The following is an 18345-nucleotide window of genomic DNA, read 5'->3' as shown; positions in this document are numbered from 1 at the left end:
CGGGGAGGGCCGGAGACCGGGGGAGAACCGGAGAAGAGCCGGGGGAGGGCCGCGTCAGACGGCCAGGCCGGTGTGGTGGGCCAGGAAGGTGAGCTGGTCGGCGGCCAGCTCGACGGTCCTGCTCACCGCGCGGGCGCCGTGGCCCACCTCGGTCTCGTTGCGCAGCAGGATCGGCCGGTCCCCGGCCTGCGCGTGCTGCAGCGCGGCGCACGTCTTCCAGGCGTGCAGCGGGTGGACCCGGGTGTCCGACTGGAAGACGGTGAACAGCGTCGCCGGGTAGGACACGCCCTCCCGGACGTTGTGGTACGGCGAGTAGGCGTGCAGCCAGGCGAACTCGTCGGGCTTCTCGGCCGAGCCGTACTCGACGTTCCAGGTGGCGCCGAGGCCGAACAGCTCGTAGCGGACCATGTCCAGCAGCGGGGCCGAGCAGACGACGGCGGCGTACAGGTCGGGACGCTGGGTGAGCGCCGCGCCGACCAGCAGGCCGCCGTTGGAGCCGCCGGAGATGCCGAGCCGGTCCGGGGTGGTGATCCCGGTGGCGATCAGGTGCTCGGCCGCCGCGTGCAGGTCGTCGAAGACGTTCTGCTTGTTGGCGAGCATCCCCGCGCGGTGCCACTCCTCGCCCTCCTCGCCGCCGCCGCGCAGCTGGGCGATGGCGTAGGCGCCGCCCGCCTCGACCCACGCCAGGATGGAGGCCGAGTAACCCGGCGACATCGACAGGCCGAAGCCGCCGTAGCCGTACAGGATGGTCGGGCGCGGGCCCTCGGCGCCGGGCTTGCTGATCACCAGCATGTGGACCTCGGTGCCGTCGGCCGAGCGGTAGGCCACCTGCTCGGTGTGGACGGCGGGCACCTCGACGACGCCGGGGGAGGCGGCCCACAGCGTGGTCTCGCCGGTGCGGGCGTCGTAGCGCTGGATGGTCGGCGGGGTGGTGTTGTCGGTGTAGCCGAACCACGCCTCGTGGCCGCCCTCGGGGCGCTCGGTGATGCCGCCGATGGTGCCCAGGCCGGGCGTGGGCACCTCCCCGACGCGCTCGCCGGTCGCCAGGTCGTGAACGGTGATCTCGCTGATCGCGTGGCGGGTCCAGCCGACGAGCATGACCGGCCGGTCGAGGTCGTCGAGGATCGCGTAGTCGGTGAGCACCGCCTCGGGGTCCTGCGGGATCAGGTCGCGCCACTGCTCGGCCAGCGGCTCCGAGGGGTCGGTCACGCAGATCCGGCCGCGCGGCGCGTCGCGGTCGGTGAAGACGTACAGCAGGCCGTCGCGGCCGAAGTGCAGCGCGGTCTGGGCGTCCACGCCCTCCTGGACGACGGTCAGCTCGGGCGAGTCGGGGGTGGAGGCGGACAGGTCGGCCACCCACAGGTCGTTGCGCGGCGCGGTGCCGCGGGAGGCGGAGATCTGCAGCCGGCGGCCGTCGCGCGAGACCGCCACCCCGTAGTAGTTGGTCTTCTCCATCCCCTCGCCGAAGATCAGCACGTCGTCCTCGGTGGAGGTGCCGACCCGGTGGAGGTAGACGCGGCGGTGGAACTGCTCCTCGCCCTCGGGGACCTCCGTGGAGGGGAGCCGGCGCACGTAGTAGAAGGCCTCCCCGCCGGGCAGCCAGGCCACCGGGGAGTAGCGGCACCGGTCGATCGGCCCCTCGATCCGCTCTCCCGTCGCGACGTCCATGAGGTAGAGGCTGGACTCCTCGTCGCCGCCCACCGAGACCTGGTAGGCGAGCAGACGGCCCTCCTTGTCGGGCTGCCAGGCGTCGAGGGTGGTGAGCCCGGTCGGGTCGATCGCCATCGGGTCGAACAGCGCCCGCTCCGCGCCGCCGGGATCGGCGGTGTAGAGCACCGCGTGCTCCTGGTCGGGGGTGCGGCGGGTGAAGAACGCCCGGTTCCCGCGCCAGACCGGAGCCCCCACCGAGCCGGACCGGAGCAGCTCGGCGATCCGCGACCGGAACGCCTCACGTCCGGGCAGGGCGCTCATCTCGGCCGCGAACAGCTTCTCCTGCGCGGCCAGCCACCCCTCGGTGGCGGGGTCGTCGGGATCCTCCAGCCACCGGTAGGGATCGGAGACGGGGGTGCCGTGCAGGTTCTCGACGATGTCGTCACGGCTGGCTGGAGGGTAGGGCTGTCGCGTCATGGCAGGAACCCTACGACCTCCGGCGGCGTCCCGGCATCACCAGCGCGCCGGGCGGAACCGATGCGCCGGAAGAGGAGTTAAAAACTGGTAATGCGGGCATAAAACGTACCAGGCGTCTCTCCAGCCTTTTATGGGTGGCGGGAACGACGATGCAGAAGCCAAACTTGGTGAAGGACGGCGCCGGGGTGACCATCCGCTGGGCCGTCCGGCGGAGGTCATCGTGACGGAAACATCCGGGCCTCAGGAGGGGCCGCCAGTCGGGGTACGCCACGGCGTGCCCTCTCACATGACGACCCTGACGACGTGTGCGGCGGGAGATGCTCGCTGATGCGCCAGGTCCTGCTCTTGAACGCCACCTACGAACCCCTGACCACGCTTTCCCTGCACCGGGCCGTCGTGCTCGTGCTGCGGGAGAAGGCCGACGTCGTGCACCGTGACGGGCAGGGCGCCGTGATCCGCTCGGCGAGCCGTATCCTCGACGCGCCCTCGGTGATCAGGCTGCGCAGGTACGTCCGCATTCCGTACCGGTCGCGGATCCCGCTGACCCGGACCGCGCTGATGCGCCGCGACGACCACCGCTGCGCCTACTGCGGCCAGCGGGCCGAGACCATCGACCACGTGATCCCGCGCTCCCGGGGCGGCACCCACACGTGGGAGAACTGCGTGGCCTCGTGCATGCCGTGCAACCACCGCAAGGCCGACCGGATGCTGGAGGAGCTGGGATGGACGCTCAGCGTCGCCCCGGTGGTGCCGCACGGCGTCCACTGGCGGCTGATCGGCGCGCACAACGTCGGCGACCCCCTGTGGGCCCCCTATCTCGCGGAGAGCGCGGCGTGAGCGTTCGCGGGGCCACGGGGTGACGGCCGGATGACCTGGACGTTCACCTCGGACGTCGAGGAGTACGCCAGGGCGGCGGAGCCGCTGCTGCTGCGCGACCCGGTCCGCAACACCATGCCGCTCACGGTCCTGCGCGCCATACGCGCCGGGCTGTGGGGCGAGGACCTGCTGCTGGGCTGGCTGGAGCGGGGCGGCGAGGTCGTCGCGGCGGCGAGCCAGACGCCGCCCCGCCCCCTGCTGCTCCCCGACGTCCCCGCCGACGCCGTGCGCGACCTGGCCACCCGGCTCATCGAGGCGGAGCGGCGGGTGCCCGGCGTCTCGGGGCCGGCGGAGGCGGCCGAGGCGTTCGCCGCCGCCTGGTGGCGGCCGGAGGCGGGGCGCCGCTCCGAGCGCCTCTACCGGATCGGCACCCTCCGCGCGCCGTCGCCCGCCGCCGAGGGCGCCGCCCGCACCGCCGTCGCCGCCGACCTCGACCTGCTCGTCGCCTGGAACGCCGCCTTCCAGGAGGAGGAGCACGAGTCCGTGGCGTTCGACCTGACGCCGCTGGTGGCCAGCAGGATCACCCGGGAGGAGTTCCTGCTGTGGGAGGTGGGCGGCGAGCCGGTCGCGTTCGCCGGGGTCTCGGCGCCCCTCGCGGGCGTGTCCAGGATCGGCCCCGTCTACACGCCGCCCGCCCTCCGCCGCCGCGGGTACGGCACGGCCGTCACCCACGCCGCGACGGCCGGGGCGCTCGCCGGGGGCGCCACCGAGGTGCTGCTCTTCACCAACCTGGCCAATCCCACGTCCAACGCGATCTATCAGGCGATCGGGTACGTCCCCGTCGCCGACTACGCCTCCGTCGCGTTCGCGTGAGTACGCTTGTGTGCCATGCCGCGCTATGAATTCCGCTGCCGCTCCTGCGGCTCCTCTTTCGAGGTCTCCCGGCCGATGGCCCGCTCCGACGAGCCCGCCTCCTGCCCGCGGGGGCACGACGACACCGTCAGGCTGCTGTCCACGGTCGCCGTCACCGGCGCGTCCGGCGGCGCCGCCCCCCGCCCCGCCGGTGGCGGAGGCGGCTGCTGCGGGGGCGGTTGCTGCGGCTGACCGTCCCGGCTCCGCCTGACGCAACCCGGGGGTCCGTCCACCCTTGGAGGGACCGCCTCGGCTCCGCCTGACGCAACCCGGGGCGGCCGGCCCTCGGCAGGGACCGCCCCGGGCGGCGTCGGGGCGCTGTTCCCGCGGCCCCCGGCGCGCGGGGCCCGCGGGACGGCGCCGGTGGGTGTCAGGCCGCCCGCTTGCCCTGGAAGGGCAGGAAGTCGGTGGCGAGGTGCGGCCGGGCGGGGACGAAGGTCGGCTCGGTGGCGATGATCCGGTCGAACCGGAAGGCCCGGATGCCGCGCCGCAGCCGGCACATGCCCACGAGATACCAGTGATCGCGGTGGACCATGCACGTCACCGGGTCGACCTCGCGGACGGTGATGCGGCCTGACACGTCCCGGTAGTGCAGGCGGACCACCATGCGCGAGGTGATGGCGGCCGCGATGGTCCGGGCCCGGTCGGCCACCGCGTCGGGCATCGGTTCGGTGAGGGTCGCCAGCGTGGTGGCGACGACCTCGTCGTCGAGGTGGAGCTGTTCGAACGCGTGGCGCAGGCCGAGGCGGGCGGCGGTGGCCTGCGGGCCCGAGCCGAGGTGGGCGAGGGACAGGGCGAGGGCGGCGATTTCGGCGGTCGTCAGCGGGTTGGCAGGGGATTTCGTGACGTTTGCCATGTCTTCATGGTACGTCCGAACACCGACATTTTTCGAAAATCCTCTCGGATGCGATGGGACGTATCCGAGAGGATTCCGAGGTCGGAGCGACGGCTGCGACAACCCCGGCGAGGCGCCGGGGGGAACCGGGGACGATCAGCGCGACAGCTGCGACAGGTCCCGCGAGGCGCCGGTGGAGGCCGAGGTGGTCAGCGCGGCGTAGGCCTGCAGGGCGGCGCTCACCGGGCGGTGGCGGTCACGCGGCCGGTAGCCGCCCAGCTCGGCCAGGAGCCGCTGCCGGCGGGCCGACAGCTCCTCCTCGGAGACCTTCAGCTCGATCGAGCGGCCCGGGATGTCGATCTCGACGAGGTCGCCGTCCTCGACCAGGGCGATGAGGCCGCCCTCGGCCGCCTCCGGGGAGGCGTGGCCGATGGACAGCCCGCTGGTGCCGCCGGAGAAGCGGCCGTCGGTGACCAGCGCGCACGCCTTGCCCAGGCCCCTGCCCTTCAGGAACGAGGTGGGGTAGAGCATCTCCTGCATGCCCGGCCCGCCCTTGGGACCCTCGTACCGGATCACCACGACGTCCCCGGCCTTGACCCGGTCGCCGAGGATGCCCTCGACGGCCTCCTCCTGCGACTCGAACACAACGGCCGGCCCGGTGAACCTCCAGATCGACTCGTCCACCCCGGCGGTCTTGACGATGCAGCCGTCGACGGCGATGTTGCCGTAGAGGACGGCCAGGCCCCCGTCGCGGGTGTAGGCGTGCTCCAGGTCGCGCACGCAGCCCCCCGCCCGGTCCAGGTCGAGCGACTCCCAGCGGGAGTCCTGGGAGTAGGGCTTGACGGTGCGCACGTTGCCCGGGGCGGCGTGCCACAGCTCCAGGGCCTCGGGCCGGACGTTCGCCGAGCACGGGTCCCAGGCGTCGAGGACGTCGCCCAGGGTCCCGCCGGAGACGGACCGCGCGTCACGGTGGATCAGCCCGGCGCGGTCCAGCTCGCCGAGGATGGCGGGGATGCCGCCCGCGCGGTGGACGTCCTCAACGTGGTACTCGGAGGTGGCCGGGGCCACCTTGCACAGGCACGGCACCCGCAGGGAGATCTCGTTGATCTCCTTGAGGCCGAAGTCGACCCCGGCCTCGCGGGCCGCGGCGAGGATGTGCAGGATCGTGTTGGTCGAGCCGCCCATCGCCACGTCCAGCGCCATGGCGTTCTCGAACGCGTCCTTGGTGGCGATGTTGCGCGGCAGGACGCTCTCGTCGCCGTCCTCGTAGTAGCGGCGGGTGATCTCCACCAGCTGCCGCCCGGCGTCCTCGAACAGCTTCTTGCGCGCCGTGTGCGTGGCCAGGATCGTGCCGTTGCCCGGCAGCGCCAGGCCGATGGCCTCGGCGAGGCAGTTCATCGAGTTGGCGGTGAACATCCCGCTGCACGAGCCGCAGGTCGGGCAGGCGCTCTCCTCCATCTCCAGCAGCTCGGCGTCCGAGACGCTGTCGTCGGCGGCCGCCACCATGGGGTCGATCAGGTCGAGCTTGCGGCCCGGCGTCTTGCCGGCCTCCATCGGGCCGCCGGAGACGAAGATCGTGGGGATGTTGAGCCGGAAGGCGGCCAGCAGCATGCCCGGGGTGATCTTGTCGCAGTTGGAGACGCAGATCAGGGCGTCGGCGCAGTGCGCGTTGACCATGTACTCGACCGCGTCGGCGATCAGCTCGCGGCTGGGCAGCGAGTACAGCATGCCGCCGTGGCCCATGGCGATGCCGTCGTCGACCGCGATCGTGTTGAACTCGCGCGGGATCGCGCCCGCCTCGCGGATCGCCCCGGCCACCACGTCGCCGACCTCGCGGAGGTGGACGTGCCCGGGGACGAACTGGGTGAAGCTGTTGGCCACCGCGATGATCGGCTTGCCGAAGTCATCGCCCGCCACGCCCGTCGCCCGAAGCAGGGCCCGGGCTCCGACCATGTTCCTGCCGTGGGTGACCGTACGTGACCTGAGGGCGGGCATGAGGCTTCTCCCATCATCGCGACCGTGTCCTCAAATGGTACGGCCACCTCCCAGTGCGTGAGACGTCGTGTCCATTCCACGAGACGGAGGTGTCACAACGCGGGACGGTCCCGCGTCCCGCGGCCCCTCACGGGGAGGGGCCGGGGGGAGAAGCGCGTGACGGGGGCCCGGGGGCGGTCAGTCCTCGGGGTAACGGGCGGGCAGCACCTCGGCGGCGGCGCGGTAGATCATGTCGATCTCCTCCGCGGTCAGCGACCGCTCCCGCTTGGTGATCCACTTGCGGACGCGGCTGCCGTCGAAGACGTCCACCTCGCGGACGTTGAGGATCTTCCACGGGATCGCCGGGCCGTAGATGGCGAGGGAGGGGATGATCGTGATCTCGCGGCCCAGCGCCTTGCCGATCAGCTCGCTCGCCTGGGCCGCCTCCCAGCGCGCCTCGTCGAGGCGGGGCTTCTGGTTGAACGGGCCGTGGAACAGCTTGCGGTGCGACTGGACGCGGACCGGCAGGCGCTTGTCCCACTTCTCGGAGTCGACGGCGTAGACGCCGGTGGGGCCGACGACCAGGTGGTCGATCTGGGCCTCGCTGCTCGGGATGGCCCGGGCGTGCAGGGTGCGGTAGCCGCGCCGTTCCAGCCCCTTGAGCTGCGCCTCCGTGCGCCGTTCCGCGACCGAGGCGCGCCGCCAGGCGGGCACGGTGGAGTGCGAGCGGGCGCGGACCACGGTGTCGGCGATCGCCGCGAGCACGGCGGCGGTGAGGCCCAGCCGCCAGCTCGCCAGCAGCACCCCCGCGACGACGCCCACGATGACGGCGATCAGCGCGCGCCGGCGCAGGTGGCCGTACCTGGGGTCGTCGAACAGCTCGCGCAGGGAGGCGCGCCTGACGGGCACGGGCTCGGGCTCTGGCGCGGTGGGTCGGGGCGCCGGCCTGTCGTCGGCCGACCGGTCACTGACCCAAATCGGTGACGCGTTGTTACCGTCTTCTGGTACCTGGCCGGAATCCACGTAACTCACGGTAGCTGACGCCCCCAGGGGTGCCTAGTATTGGGTTTCTCATACTTTTGTGACCGTCATTGCCCGCTTGGGCCGCAGGCAACCGGGTATCTACATATTTCCTCTCTAGAGAACCCGGTGTCACCGGCCGCCGCGCGGACAGCGCGCACGTGCGTGATCTTAGCGCCCCGGCCGCCGGTGAAGCCCCGTGCCGGACCGCGGCGTCCGCCGAAACCGGTACGTGGTACTCGGGTTTCTGATATGACATGCGTTCCTTTCCCGATATCGGGTAAAGGCCCGGGTCGGGCCGGAGTCGGCCCTGCCGTTCATATTTCGCGGGGGGAATGGTGCGAAAGGCGCCGGACCAGGCGTTCGCCTATCTCACGGGCCTCCTGGCCGAGGCGCGCGACAGGAGTGGTCGCGCGGACCGCAGGGCCGCCGCCCTGGCCGGGACGGCCCTCATCGGCGGGCTGACGGCCGCTCGGCTGACGCCGCGCGACCTCCCGGCCGAGGTGAGCTGGCTGTGGTGGGCGGGCCTGTTCCTGTGCGCGATGGCGATCGTGACGCTCGCCGCCGCGCTCTGGCCGTACAGCGCCCGCCTCGCCGCGCGGGCCGTGGAGCGCCGCCGCTTCTACTCGGCCCGGGTGTCCGCGCCGCGCCCGTCCTCCGACGGGGCGTTCCCCGCCGGCGCCTTCCGCGCCGGTCCGCGCGCCGCCGGCCCGGCCGACGACTCCCGGGCCGGGGCCTTCTCCGAGAGCGCCCTCGCCGAGCTGCGCGCCCGCACCGCCGGCCGGGACGCGGGCCGGGACGGGGCCCGGGACGCGACGGTCCAGGTCGACCGGCTGGTGCGTCGGGCCGGCCGGCTCGGCGCCGTCGCCGACGTCAAGCAGCGCTACGTCCACCGGGGCCTGGTCCTGCTGCTGCTCGCGGCCTCCTGCTGCCTGGTCTCGGCGGTGGCCGGCGAGCTGATGACGTCGTGGGACCTGTCCGGCAGGCCCATGGCCCCGCCGCCCGTACGGCAGGCCGAGCCTCCGCCCTGGCGCTGCGACCCGGTGGACGGCTGCGGACGCCCGCTCTGATCGGGGCTCCGGCTGCGGACGTCCGCGCCGGTCAGAGCTCCAGGAGGCCCGCCAGGTGCGCGGCGATGTCCGCCAGCAGCGTCGAGGGCGCCACCGGGACGCCCGCGACGGCCGAGAACAGACTGGGCAGGCCGGGCAGCGGGAAACCGTCCTCGGCGGACGCCGCGGCGCCCACGTCGTTCTTGGACAGGACGGCCCGGCTGCGCTCCCAGGCGTCGAGGACCTCCTCGGGGGAGGGGACGCCGAACCCGTGGCCCACCGGGGCGGCGTGGCGCAGCCGTACGAGGGGCGTCTCGGCGAAGGCCAGGGCCATCCGGGCGCGCAGGGCGAGGTCGTCGCGGACGTGGGGCCCGACCCAGTCCATCGCGGTGCAGGGGTTGCGGCAGGAGGTCACGCAGGTGGCCAGGGCGCCCGCCACCTGGCTGTGCTGGCGGTCGAAGTAGGCCCGCCACCCCTCGGCGGGTTCCCCGGCCACCCGCAGGGTCCGGTTGGCGGCCGACTGCTCGGACTTGGTGTGGTCGCACTCGCGGTCGCCGATCACGCCGAACCTGCTGCCCGGCGCGCTCAGCCCCACCGGCCAGCGGGCGGGGTCGCCCGCGTTGCCGAGCGCGGGCTCGAAGGCGAGCAGCGGGAGATACTCGCTGGCGATGTGCAGGGCGGCCACCATGGAGCTCAGCTCGCGCCGGTGCCACCGGACGGCGATCACCTCCAGCAGCAGCCCGTAGGCCGGGCGCAGCGACGCGAGCGCGCCACGCGGCTGCTCCCGGGGCGTCTGGGGCATGGTGCAGGCCCGCGCGCGCCGCCGCAGGTCGGCGGGTACGCCGCGCGCCTCGGCCGCGAAGTCCTCGGCGTCGAGCGAGAGCAGCCGCTGGCCGAACTCGCACACGGTCTCGACGGCGCCCGCCTCCCCGATCACCTCCGGGGCGAGCGCCCCGACGTCGCCGAAGGCGTACCTCCGCGCCAGGGAGACGAGAAGGTCGCGCGCCGATTCCACCTGATCACCTTTCGGAGTCGCCGATGCCGGGAATGTCGCCCACACGGACCGCGCCCCCGCCACGAAGGGCGGGGCGCGGCCGGGACGCGCGGGTCAGGACGCCGCGGCGGCGTCCTTGGCCTGGGCGCGCAGGGCGCGGCCGATGCCGTCGGCGCCCTCCAGCAGCAGGCGCCGCAGGGCCTGCGGGGGCTGCTCCGCCGAGATCAGGTCCTGGGTCCTCGCCACGGTCTGCGGGGAGATGGCCAGGGCCGGGTAGCAGCCGACGGCGAAGTTCTGCGCCGAGTCGAAGGTCCAGGTGCTCCAGATGTGGACGATCTGCTCGAAGTACTTCGCCCCGTACGGCTCCAGCAGGTCCGGGTGGTTCGGGTCCATGAAGCCGAGGATGGTCGAGCGGAGCATCGCGCCGCTCAGCCTGCCCTCGGTCATGGTCGCCCACGCCTTGGCCTTGCCCTGGGGCGTCGGGAGCGCGGCGCGGCAGCGCGCGGCGGAGCGCTCGCCGGTGGCGGTGGAGTCGCGCATCAGCTCCTCGGCGATGTCCTCCTCGCCGAGCACGCCGCCGGAGACCAGGGCCTGGATCAGGGTCCAGCGCAGGTCGGCGTCGACGGTCAGCCCGTCGAGCACGGCCGTGCCGTCCAGCAGGCCCGACAGGAACGACAGGTCCTCGGCGGAGGTCGCCACGGAGGCCAGGGCGTTGACGTAGGCGAGCTGGTGGTCGGAGCCGGGCTCGGCGCCGGCGACGAGGGAACGCAGGCCGGAGGCCAGCAGGGCGAGGCCCTCGGCGCGCCAGGCGGGGTCGGCGTACTGCTGGACGGCCTGGCGGGCCTGGCGGAGCACGGCCTGGGCGACCGAGATGTCCTTGATCGACGCGATGCCGGAGAGCGCCAGGGCCACGTAGTCGCGGGCGGGCATCTCGGCGTCGCGGGTCATGTCCCAGGCGGCCGACCAGCACAGGGCCCGCGGCAGCGACTCGGTGAACCTGTTGATGCCGCCCTCGACCAGCGTCCGCAGCGAGCGCTCGTCGAGCCGGAGCTTGGCGTAGGTCAGGTCGTCGTCGTTGAGCAGCACCAGGTCCGGCTGGACCTCGCCGACCAGCTCGGTCACGGCCGTGCGCGCGCCGACCACGTCGAGCTCGACGCGCCTGGTGCGGACCAGCTCCTCGCCGCGCAGGGAGTACAGGCCGACGGCGACGCGGTGCGAGCGCAGCGTCGGGTACTCGGCCGGGGCCTCCTGCAGCACCTCGAAGGAGGTGAAGCGGCCCTCGTCGTCGGTGGTGAACGACGGGCGCAGCGTGTTGACCCAGGCGGTCTCCAGCCACTCCTTGGACCAGGACGACAGGTCGCGGCCCGAGGTGCGCTCCAGCGCCCCCAGCAGGTCGGCGAGCGTGGTGTTGCCCCAGGCGTGCTCGTTGAAGTAGTCGCGGACGCCGGCCAGGAAGTTGTCCAGGCCGACGTAGGCCACGAGCTGCTTGAGCACCGAGGCGCCCTTGGCGTAGGTGATGCCGTCGAAGTTGACCTCGACCGCCTGCATGTCGACGATGTCGGCGGCGATCGGGTGGGTCGAGGGGAGCTGGTCCTGCCGGTAGGCCCAGGCCTTCTCCACGTTGGCGAAGGTGGTCCAGGCGCCCTGGCCCCAGCGGGTGGCCTCCGACTGGCAGAGCACCGAGGCGTAGGTGGCGAACGACTCGTTCAGCCACAGGTCGTCCCACCAGCGCATGGTGACCAGGTCGCCGAACCACATGTGCGCCATCTCGTGCAGGATCGTCTCGGCGCGGCGCTCGATGATCGCGTCGGTGACGCGGGAGCGGAAGACGTAGTCCTCCAGGAAGGTCACGCAGCCGGCGTTCTCCATCGCGCCCGCGTTGAACTCCGGCACGAACAGCTGGTCGTACTTGCCGAACGGGTAGCGGATCCCGAAGACCCGGTGGAAGAAGTCGAAGCCCTGCCGGGTGACCTCGAAGATGTTGTCGGGGTCGAGGTGCTCGGCGAGCGAGGCCCGGCAGTAGATGCCCAGCGGGATGCCGTCGTGCTCGGAGGTCACCTTGTGGTACGGCCCGGCGCACAGCGCGGTGATGTAGGTGCTCATCACCGGCGTGGCGGGGAAGTGCCAGCGCTTGGCGTCCTGCAGGGCGCCGTGCTTGCCGCGGTGCCCCTCCAGCTCCTGGACCTCGTCGGGCGCGGCGTTGGAGACGACCTCCCAGTGCGAGGGCGCGAGCACGGTCAGCTCGAAGGTCGCCTTGAGGTCGGGCTGGTCGAAGCAGGCGTACATCCGGTGGGCGTCGGCCGTCTCGAACTGGCTGTGCAGGTAGACGTTCTTGTCGACGGGGTCCACGAAGCGGTGCAGGCCCTCGCCGGTGTGCGAGTAGCGGCAGTCGGCGTCGACGCGCAGCTCGTTGACCTCGGCGAGGTCCGGGAGCGGCAGCCGCCCGGTCTCCGGGTCGTAGGCGCTCACGTCCAGCTCGACGCCGTTCAGCACCGCCGAACGGATCCTGGCGTCGGCCAGCTCGATGAACGTCCCGGCACCGGCCCGCTCGCTGGTGAAGCGGACCGTGGTGACGCTCTCGAAGCGCTCCTCACCCTCGGTCAGGTCGAGCTCCACCGCGTACGACTGCACGCTGAGCAGCCGCGCGCGCTCGCGGGCCTCGTCACGGGTCAGATTGCCTGCCACCACAGCTCCCTCGTCACAACTCCTCCGCTCCCTTGCGAAGGGTCCATCGAATCCTGCCATGCGGGGCGGGGGAACGCCGCCTCGGGGACCGCGGGTCGGCCGGTCGCCTCATTCGAGGATAAAGCGGCCGGTGGACGTGGGGGCGGACCGGAACGGAGTCGAAGGGTGGACCGGAACGGTGCCGGGGGCCGGGCCGGAATAGGGGGCTCGGCGTACCGGGTTGTCGCCGGATGAACGAGTCTCACGACCAGAGAGCTGAAGAGATGACCGAGCGCACTCCCGTCGACCTGTGGTTCGACCCCTTCTGCCCGTACGCCTGGATAACGTCGCGCTGGCTGCTGGAGGTGGCGAAGGTGCGGCCCATCGAGCCGCGCTGGCACATCATGAGCCTCAACGTCCTCAACGAGGACAAGGACGTCCCCGAGACCTACCGCGAGATGATCGCCAGGGCCATCGGCCCGGTCCGGGTGGTGGCGGCCGTGCAGGAGAAGTACGACTCCGACACCGTCGGCCGCCTCTACACCGAGCTCGGCGTCCGTTTCCACAACCAGGGCATGCTCAAGCAGCTCGACCGGCTCCGCGAGACGGTCGAGGAGGCCCTGGAGGCCGCCGGCCTCGACCGCGGGTTCGCCGACGCGATGGACTCCGAGGACCACGACGACCTCGTGCGGGCCTCGCACGAGGACGGCATCGGCCGGGTCGGCCAGGAGGTCGGCACGCCGGTGATCTCCGTGGAGGGCGTCGCGTTCTTCGGGCCGGTCATCACGCCCGCGCCCAAGGGAGAGGACGCCGGCCGGCTCTGGGACGGCGTCCGCCTGGTGGCCGGCACCGACGGCTTCTTCGAGATCAAGCGCTCCCGCACCCGGCCGCCGATCTTCGACTGACCGCGCGGTGGCCTCCGGTCCTCCCCGGCGCGGAGGGGAGGACCGGAAGCCGCTCTTCGGTGCTTCCGAAATATCCCCAATATTACGAATCTTGAATGATGTCGGTCATTCGTCGCCGGACGGCGCGCTTCGCCGTACGCTCGGGGGCACAGACGGCCGAGCGCCCGCCGCGGCGAGGGGCCCGCGTCCGGCCCGCGCCTGACGCCGCGCGACCCGCCCCTCGCCTGACCTGCCGGGCTCTCGCCTTATGACGATCCGCGCGCGAGGATGAGAGTCATGCGTCATCTTTATCTGAACGGAGCCTGGCAGCCGTCCGCGTCGGGCGAGGGCATCGACGTCGTCAACCCCGCGACCGAGGAGACGGTCGACAGGGTGCCGGCCGGGGCCGCCGCCGACGTCGAGGCCGCCGTGGCCGCCGCCCGGGCGGCCCTGCCCGCGTGGTCGGGCACGGCCCCCGCCGACCGCGGCAAGGTCCTCGCCGCCGCCGCCGACCTGATACGTCAGCGCTCCGACCAGATAGCCAGGATCATCGCCACCGACATGGGCGCGCCGTACGGCGTGGCGATGAAGGTGCAGACGCTGATGCCCGCCGGGGTGCTGGCCTCCTACGCCGAGCTCGCCGCCGCCTACGACTTCGAGGGCGAGCGGGTCGGCAACTCCCGGATCTTCCGGGAGCCGGTCGGCGTGGTGGCCGCCATCACGCCGTGGAACTACCCCCTCCACCAGATCCTGTGCAAGGTCGGTCCGGCGCTCGCCGCCGGCTGCACGGTGGTGCTCAAGCCCAGCGAGGTGGCGCCGCTGGCGGCCTTCGCGCTGGCCGGGATCTTCGACGAGGTCGGGCTGCCCGCCGGGGTGTTCAACATGGTCAGCGGGTACGGCCCGACCATCGGCGAGGCGCTGGTCTCCCACCCGGACGTGGACATGGTGTCGTTCACCGGCTCCACCCGGGCGGGCCGGCGGGTCGCGGCGCTGGCGGCCGAGGGGGTCAAGCGGGTGGCCCTGGAGCTCGGCGGCAAGTCGGCCAGCGTGATCCTGCCGGACGCCGACCTCGCCACGGCGGTCAAGGTGACCGTGGCCAACGCCTTCCTCAACTCCGGGCAGACCTGCTCCGCCTGGTCCCGCATGATCGTCCACCGCGACCGGTACGACGAGGCCGTCGAACTGGCCGCCCGGGCCGCCGCGAAGTACACCGTCGGCGACCCCTTCGACGAGAGCACCCGCCTGGGCCCGCTGGTCTCGGCCGCCCAGCGCGACCGGGTCGTCCGCTACATCAACCGCGGCCAGGAGGAGGGGGCGCGGCTCATCACCGGCGGCGTCGACCGGCCCCTGGAGCGGGGCTTCTATGTCGAGCCCACCGTGTTCGCCGGGGTCGAGCCGGGGATGGTGATCGAGCAGGAGGAGATCTTCGGGCCGGTCCTGGCGGCCATCCCCTACACCCGCGGCGAGGACGAGGCCGTGGCCATCGCCAACGGCACGCCGTACGGCCTGGCCGGCGCGGTGTGGGCGGGCACCGAGGAACAGGGCGTCGCCGTCGCGCGCAGGCTGCGCACCGGCCAGGTGTCCGTCAACGGCGGTCAGTTCAACCCCCGGGCCCCCTTCGGGGGGTACAAGCAGTCGGGGCTGGGCCGCGAGCTGGGCGTGTTCGGCCTGGAGGAGTACCTGGAGGTCAAGTCGGTCCAGCTCTGACCGGCGACCCGCGCGGCGGTAAGGGTGACGGCCGCCGGGACGACGCGGAGACGCGGCCGGACCCGGCCGCGGAACAGGGTCGTCGCGGCGGCCCACGCGGGGTAGACCCGCCTGGGCAGTCTCCTCGAAGGGGCACGGTAACGGCATGAGACCGAGCACCGCGCGCGTCGGCGCGTTCGATCTGGTGATCGCCGCGGGCGGGCTGATCCTGCTGCTGCTGGCCGTACAGAACCTCGGACCGGCCCTGGCCGCGTTCCGCGGCGACGGCGCCTGGGGCACCTTCACCGCCCACCGGGTCGAGTGCGTCCAGCACCCCGGCCACGAGCAGTGCACCTGGCTGGGGGAGTTCCGCGCCGGCCGGACGGTCCGTCCCGAGGTGGCGTTCTACGGCGGCGAGCGCGGGTCGTTCACCCCGGGTCAGGCGGCGCGGGCCTTCGACACCGGCCGCCGGGGCCACGTCTACGGCCCCGGCGGGTCCAACGAGTGGATCGCCGTCGCACTGCTCATGCTGGCCGGTCTCGGCCTGGCGTCCAGGCCGCTGTGGCGCCTGCGTCGCCTGCGGCGCGCGCGGCGGCCGGCCGGCGAGCCCGGCGCGGGCCCGCGAACGGACGCCGGGTCGCCAACGGACACCGGGCCGTGAACGGACGCCGACCCGTGAACCGGGCCGGCCCGTCAGCCGTCACCGGTTCGTGAACCGGTGACGGCCCGGGTGGCGGCGCCGGCCGGTGGGCGAGGCCGGTCCCTCCCGCGGGCCGGAGCCGGTCAGGGAGTCTGGAGCAGGACCTTGCGGGCGGCGTCCTTGGGCAGGCGGTCGACGTAGAGCATGCCGTCGAGGTGGTCGGTCTCGTGCTGGAAGCAGCGCGCGAGCAGGCCGCGGGCCCTGACCCGGACCGGACGGCCCAGGCGGTCGAAGCCCTCGACGGTGACACCGGCGGCGCGGGGGGTCCGGGCGTAGATCGGGGTTCCGGTCTCGCGGCCGGGGACCGACAGGCAGCCCTCCTCGTCGAGGACCTCTGCAGGGTCGTCCACGGTCAGCACGGGGTTGACCACGTGCCCCTTGCGGTTGCTGCAGTCGTAGACGAACAGCCTCTTCGACACGCCGATCTGCGGGCCGGCGAGGCCGACGCCCTGCGCGGCGTACATCGCGGCGAACATCTCGTCGATCAGGCGGCGCAGGTCGCGGTCGAAGTCCGTGACGGACTCGGCGGGCGTGCGCAGGACCGGATCTCCGATCACTCGGATGTCACGCATGTGGGATTCTCTCTCGTGGACCCTGTAAGGGGTGCGTTGGCATACCGGTCATTACCTTAGCCGGGGGGCGGGTCGGCGGGGCGACATACACCTGCGAAACTGGGCGGGTGCGTGTCTACATCGGTGCCGACCATGCCGGCTATGAACTCAAGAACCGCGTCGTCTCCTGGCTCAAGGAGAACGGCCACGAGGTGACCGACTGCGGTCCGTTCGTCTATGACGCCGAGGACGACTACCCGCCGTTCGTGCTGCGCGCCGCGGAGGGCGTCGCGGGAGAGCCGGGCAGCCTGGGGGTCGTGATCGGCGGCTCCGGCAACGGCGAGCAGATCGCCGCCAACAAGGTGCGCGGCATCCGCGCCGCCCTGGCCTGGAACGACGACACCGCCAAGCTCGCCCGCGAGCACAACGACGCCAACGTGATCAGCCTCGGCGCCCGGATGAACAGCGAGGAGGAGTCGCTCCGGTTCGTGGAGATCTTCCTCGGCACGCCGTACTCGGGCCTGGAGCGGCACAGCCGCCGGATCGCGCAGATCGGCGCGTACGAGACCGGCGGCGGCCTTCCGCCGATGCCGTAGACCGGCCGCGGTAGACCGCGCCCGGTCACCCGCGGCGCGGCTCCCCGCGCGGGCGGTCCCCGCGCCGGGGCTCCCTGCGCGGCGTCTCGTCGCGCAGGGGCCGCGCGTCGGCGCCCTCCTGCTGTTCCCGGGTGGGCCGGGAGACGTCCCGGGCCCGCATCGCGGTGAGCGCGGTGATCTGCAAGCTCTGCAGTGCCATGCCCTTCACCGTAGCCGCGGTCCGCGGCCCGCGGAACGGCTCAGAAGACCAGACCGGCCCAGGGGGCCGGCTCCCAGGACATCGCCAGCGACAGCTCCCGTACGGCCCCCGCCCGCGACTCGCGCACCAGTCCCGCCGACCGCAGCGGCGTCAGCGGGCGGCCGCCCAGATAGGCCGCGCCGAGCGCGGCCACGGGGAGCGACACCTCCGCCGGGTCGCCGGTGGGCACGCACCGGACGCCGGAGGGGCCGGCCGTCAGCCGCAGGCGGCCCTCGTTCCACGGGCACACGGGGTCGGCGATCTCGACCACCACGTCCACCGGCGCCGAGTAGGCGCGGGATTCCAGAGCCCGTCCGACGTCCACCAGACGGACCCACAGGTCGTCCACCCAGATGGCGTTGAGGTTGCGCGACTCGGCCAGCATGTGCGCCAGCGGGTCGTCCACCGGCCGGCGGTGGGCCCTGATCAGCGCCACCAGGTCGCGGTCCAGCAGGTGCCGCCACAGCTCCGCGTAGGCGGCGTCGTCCAGCGCGAAGACCTCCCCGACCCGCAGCTCGCCGTCGGGCACGGTGTGCGGGGTGTAGCGCTGGACGGTCCGGAAGAGCGCGTAGCCGCGCGGGCCGCCGTCGTCCTCGGCCACCACCGCGCGCAGCGGCCCGGCGTTCCCACGGTCGGCGTCGTGGTCCGACAGCACCGAGTCCCAGCGGGCCGGGGTGCGGGCGTACATCCCCGGACGGCCCTCGCGGACGGCGTCGAAGACCTTCTCGAAGACGTCCCGGGTCCCGGCCGGCCGTACGACGCGCAGGCGCAACGAGGGGTCCGCGGGGGCGTGACCCGCCAGGACCGCGCCGTGCCGGGGGATGTCGAAGGAGAGCGCGTCGGCGGCCCTGCCGTACCCGAACCGCCCGTAGATCGCCGCCTCGGAGGCGTAGAGCGCGGCGACCGCCTCACCCCGCTCACGCAGGTCGGCGAGCTGGCGGGTCATGAGGGAGGACAGCACGCCCCGGCGGCGGTGCGAGGGCAGCACCCCGACCGAGGTGACCCCGGCCACCGGGATCGGCCCGCCGGGCACCGTCATGGTGAAGCCGCACGAGGTGGCCGTGCCCACCAGCAGATCGCCGTCGAACGCGCCCAGCGAGCGGTCGAACTCGGTCACCGCCCGGTACTGCTCTCTCCGGTGCGGCGGCACGGCGGCGCCGAACGCCTCCTCGTCGAGGTCGAGCCAGGCGGGCCAGTCGGTCTCCGTCATCGGACGCAGGGTGAAAGACATTTCTCCCACGGTAGAGGTGACAAACCCGTCGGGCCATTCAATTTCCCCCCTAAATGATCAAGGTGTCG

General features: G+C 72.9%; 17 protein-coding genes. 8 read left to right on the top strand and 9 right to left on the bottom strand.

Features of this window, described 5'->3' with window-relative positions; genetic code table 11:
- Window positions 1-54: 54 nt before the first annotated feature.
- Window positions 55-2127, bottom strand: a complete 2073-nt coding sequence (locus ACQP10_RS29145; protein WP_179823988.1) for a prolyl oligopeptidase family serine peptidase — start codon at window positions 2125-2127, stop codon at window positions 55-57.
- A 327-nt stretch (window positions 2128-2454) separates the two neighbouring features.
- Between ACQP10_RS29145 and ACQP10_RS29140 the strand changes: the two genes are divergently transcribed.
- The 3 genes from ACQP10_RS29140 to ACQP10_RS29130 are packed head-to-tail and all read left to right on the top strand — an operon-like array spanning window position 2455 to window position 4047.
- A complete protein-coding gene (locus ACQP10_RS29140; RefSeq protein WP_179826253.1) occupies window positions 2455-2964 on the top strand; it encodes an HNH endonuclease in 510 nt (169 codons plus the stop codon).
- 30 nt (window positions 2965-2994) lie between these two features.
- Complete coding sequence (locus tag ACQP10_RS29135; RefSeq protein WP_179823986.1) at window positions 2995-3816, top strand: GNAT family N-acetyltransferase; 822 nt, start codon at window positions 2995-2997, stop codon at window positions 3814-3816.
- Window positions 3817-3831: 15 nt separating this feature from the next.
- The gene (locus tag ACQP10_RS29130; RefSeq protein ID WP_346019589.1) at window positions 3832-4047 is read left to right on the top strand and encodes an FmdB family zinc ribbon protein; all 216 of its coding nucleotides are present in this window, start codon (window positions 3832-3834) and stop codon (window positions 4045-4047) included.
- A gap of 178 nt (window positions 4048-4225) precedes the next feature.
- Here ACQP10_RS29130 and ACQP10_RS29125 read toward each other — a convergent pair whose 3' ends face one another.
- The 3 genes from ACQP10_RS29125 to ACQP10_RS29115 form a co-directional block, all read right to left on the bottom strand.
- A complete protein-coding gene (locus ACQP10_RS29125; protein ID WP_179823982.1) occupies window positions 4226-4711 on the bottom strand; it encodes a helix-turn-helix transcriptional regulator in 486 nt (161 codons plus the stop codon).
- A 135-nt stretch (window positions 4712-4846) separates the two neighbouring features.
- Window positions 4847-6685, bottom strand: a complete 1839-nt coding sequence (gene ilvD, locus ACQP10_RS29120) for a dihydroxy-acid dehydratase (protein WP_390000354.1) — start codon at window positions 6683-6685, stop codon at window positions 4847-4849.
- 177 nt (window positions 6686-6862) lie between these two features.
- Window positions 6863-7573, bottom strand: coding sequence for a nuclease-related domain-containing protein (locus ACQP10_RS29115; protein WP_346019591.1), 711 nt, complete (start codon window positions 7571-7573; stop codon window positions 6863-6865).
- Window positions 7574-8019: 446 nt separating this feature from the next.
- On the opposite strand from ACQP10_RS29115, the gene ACQP10_RS29110 reads away from it, so the two are divergent.
- Window positions 8020-8754 carry a hypothetical protein gene (locus tag ACQP10_RS29110; protein ID WP_179823976.1) on the top strand — a complete coding sequence of 245 codons (735 nt, stop codon included), beginning with the start codon at window positions 8020-8022 and terminating at the stop codon, window positions 8752-8754.
- A gap of 31 nt (window positions 8755-8785) precedes the next feature.
- On the opposite strand, the gene ACQP10_RS29105 is transcribed toward ACQP10_RS29110, so the two are convergent.
- Together ACQP10_RS29105 and pepN are read right to left on the bottom strand one after the other, a co-directional pair.
- Window positions 8786-9748, bottom strand: a complete 963-nt coding sequence (locus ACQP10_RS29105) for a hypothetical protein (RefSeq protein ID WP_179823974.1) — start codon at window positions 9746-9748, stop codon at window positions 8786-8788.
- 93 nt (window positions 9749-9841) lie between these two features.
- Window positions 9842-12412 carry an aminopeptidase N gene (gene pepN / locus ACQP10_RS29100; protein ID WP_399500050.1) on the bottom strand — a complete coding sequence of 857 codons (2571 nt, stop codon included), beginning with the start codon at window positions 12410-12412 and terminating at the stop codon, window positions 9842-9844.
- A gap of 263 nt (window positions 12413-12675) precedes the next feature.
- Here pepN and ACQP10_RS29095 point away from each other — a divergent pair, with 263 nt between their 5' ends.
- The 3 genes from ACQP10_RS29095 to ACQP10_RS29085 all read left to right on the top strand — a co-directional run bounded on the left by ACQP10_RS29095 (window position 12676) and on the right by ACQP10_RS29085 (window position 15622).
- On the top strand, window positions 12676-13296 hold the full coding sequence (locus ACQP10_RS29095) for a mycothiol-dependent nitroreductase Rv2466c family protein (protein WP_179823969.1): 621 nt from the start codon (window positions 12676-12678) through the stop codon (window positions 13294-13296).
- A gap of 276 nt (window positions 13297-13572) precedes the next feature.
- Entirely contained in the window at window positions 13573-14982 is a 1410-nt protein-coding gene (locus tag ACQP10_RS29090) for an aldehyde dehydrogenase family protein (RefSeq protein ID WP_179823967.1), read from the top strand.
- Window positions 14983-15127: 145 nt separating this feature from the next.
- The gene (locus ACQP10_RS29085) at window positions 15128-15622 is read left to right on the top strand and encodes a hypothetical protein (RefSeq protein ID WP_390000366.1); all 495 of its coding nucleotides are present in this window, start codon (window positions 15128-15130) and stop codon (window positions 15620-15622) included.
- A gap of 122 nt (window positions 15623-15744) precedes the next feature.
- Here ACQP10_RS29085 and def read toward each other — a convergent pair whose 3' ends face one another.
- Window positions 15745-16233, bottom strand: a complete 489-nt coding sequence (def, locus tag ACQP10_RS29080; RefSeq protein ID WP_346019594.1) for a peptide deformylase — start codon at window positions 16231-16233, stop codon at window positions 15745-15747.
- 107 nt (window positions 16234-16340) lie between these two features.
- On the opposite strand from def, the gene ACQP10_RS29075 reads away from it, so the two are divergent.
- Window positions 16341-16808, top strand: coding sequence for a ribose-5-phosphate isomerase (locus tag ACQP10_RS29075; RefSeq protein ID WP_346019595.1), 468 nt, complete (start codon window positions 16341-16343; stop codon window positions 16806-16808).
- A 25-nt stretch (window positions 16809-16833) separates the two neighbouring features.
- Here the strand turns inward: ACQP10_RS29075 and ACQP10_RS29070 are convergent, their stop codons facing one another.
- Both ACQP10_RS29070 and ACQP10_RS29065 read right to left on the bottom strand, forming a co-directional pair.
- Window positions 16834-17007 (bottom strand): hypothetical protein, encoded by a 174-nt coding sequence (locus ACQP10_RS29070; protein WP_179823959.1) that lies wholly within the window; start codon window positions 17005-17007, stop codon window positions 16834-16836.
- A gap of 40 nt (window positions 17008-17047) precedes the next feature.
- Complete coding sequence (locus ACQP10_RS29065) at window positions 17048-18277, bottom strand: GNAT family N-acetyltransferase (protein ID WP_390000371.1); 1230 nt, start codon at window positions 18275-18277, stop codon at window positions 17048-17050.
- Window positions 18278-18345: the final 68 nt, after the last annotated feature.

Source organism: Streptosporangium sandarakinum (assembly GCF_050942225.1).
Classification (GTDB): domain Bacteria; phylum Actinomycetota; class Actinomycetes; order Streptosporangiales; family Streptosporangiaceae; genus Streptosporangium; species Streptosporangium nondiastaticum.
This window is presented reverse-complemented; position numbering and strand designations above follow the sequence as displayed.

Coding starts and splice junctions, on each gene's coding strand:
- ACQP10_RS29145 (WP_179823988.1), bottom strand. CDS start 2,127: ATGACGCGACAGCCCTACCCTCCAGCCAGCCGTGACGACATCGTCGAG.
- ACQP10_RS29140 (WP_179826253.1), top strand. CDS start 2,455: ATGCGCCAGGTCCTGCTCTTGAACGCCACCTACGAACCCCTGACCACG.
- ACQP10_RS29135 (WP_179823986.1), top strand. CDS start 2,995: ATGACCTGGACGTTCACCTCGGACGTCGAGGAGTACGCCAGGGCGGCG.
- ACQP10_RS29130 (WP_346019589.1), top strand. CDS start 3,832: ATGCCGCGCTATGAATTCCGCTGCCGCTCCTGCGGCTCCTCTTTCGAG.
- ACQP10_RS29125 (WP_179823982.1), bottom strand. CDS start 4,711: ATGGCAAACGTCACGAAATCCCCTGCCAACCCGCTGACGACCGCCGAA.
- ilvD (WP_390000354.1), bottom strand. CDS start 6,685: ATGCCCGCCCTCAGGTCACGTACGGTCACCCACGGCAGGAACATGGTC.
- ACQP10_RS29110 (WP_179823976.1), top strand. CDS start 8,020: ATGGTGCGAAAGGCGCCGGACCAGGCGTTCGCCTATCTCACGGGCCTC.
- ACQP10_RS29095 (WP_179823969.1), top strand. CDS start 12,676: ATGACCGAGCGCACTCCCGTCGACCTGTGGTTCGACCCCTTCTGCCCG.
- ACQP10_RS29090 (WP_179823967.1), top strand. CDS start 13,573: ATGCGTCATCTTTATCTGAACGGAGCCTGGCAGCCGTCCGCGTCGGGC.
- ACQP10_RS29085 (WP_390000366.1), top strand. CDS start 15,128: ATGAGACCGAGCACCGCGCGCGTCGGCGCGTTCGATCTGGTGATCGCC.
- def (WP_346019594.1), bottom strand. CDS start 16,233: ATGCGTGACATCCGAGTGATCGGAGATCCGGTCCTGCGCACGCCCGCC.
- ACQP10_RS29070 (WP_179823959.1), bottom strand. CDS start 17,007: ATGGCACTGCAGAGCTTGCAGATCACCGCGCTCACCGCGATGCGGGCC.
- ACQP10_RS29065 (WP_390000371.1), bottom strand. CDS start 18,277: ATGTCTTTCACCCTGCGTCCGATGACGGAGACCGACTGGCCCGCCTGG.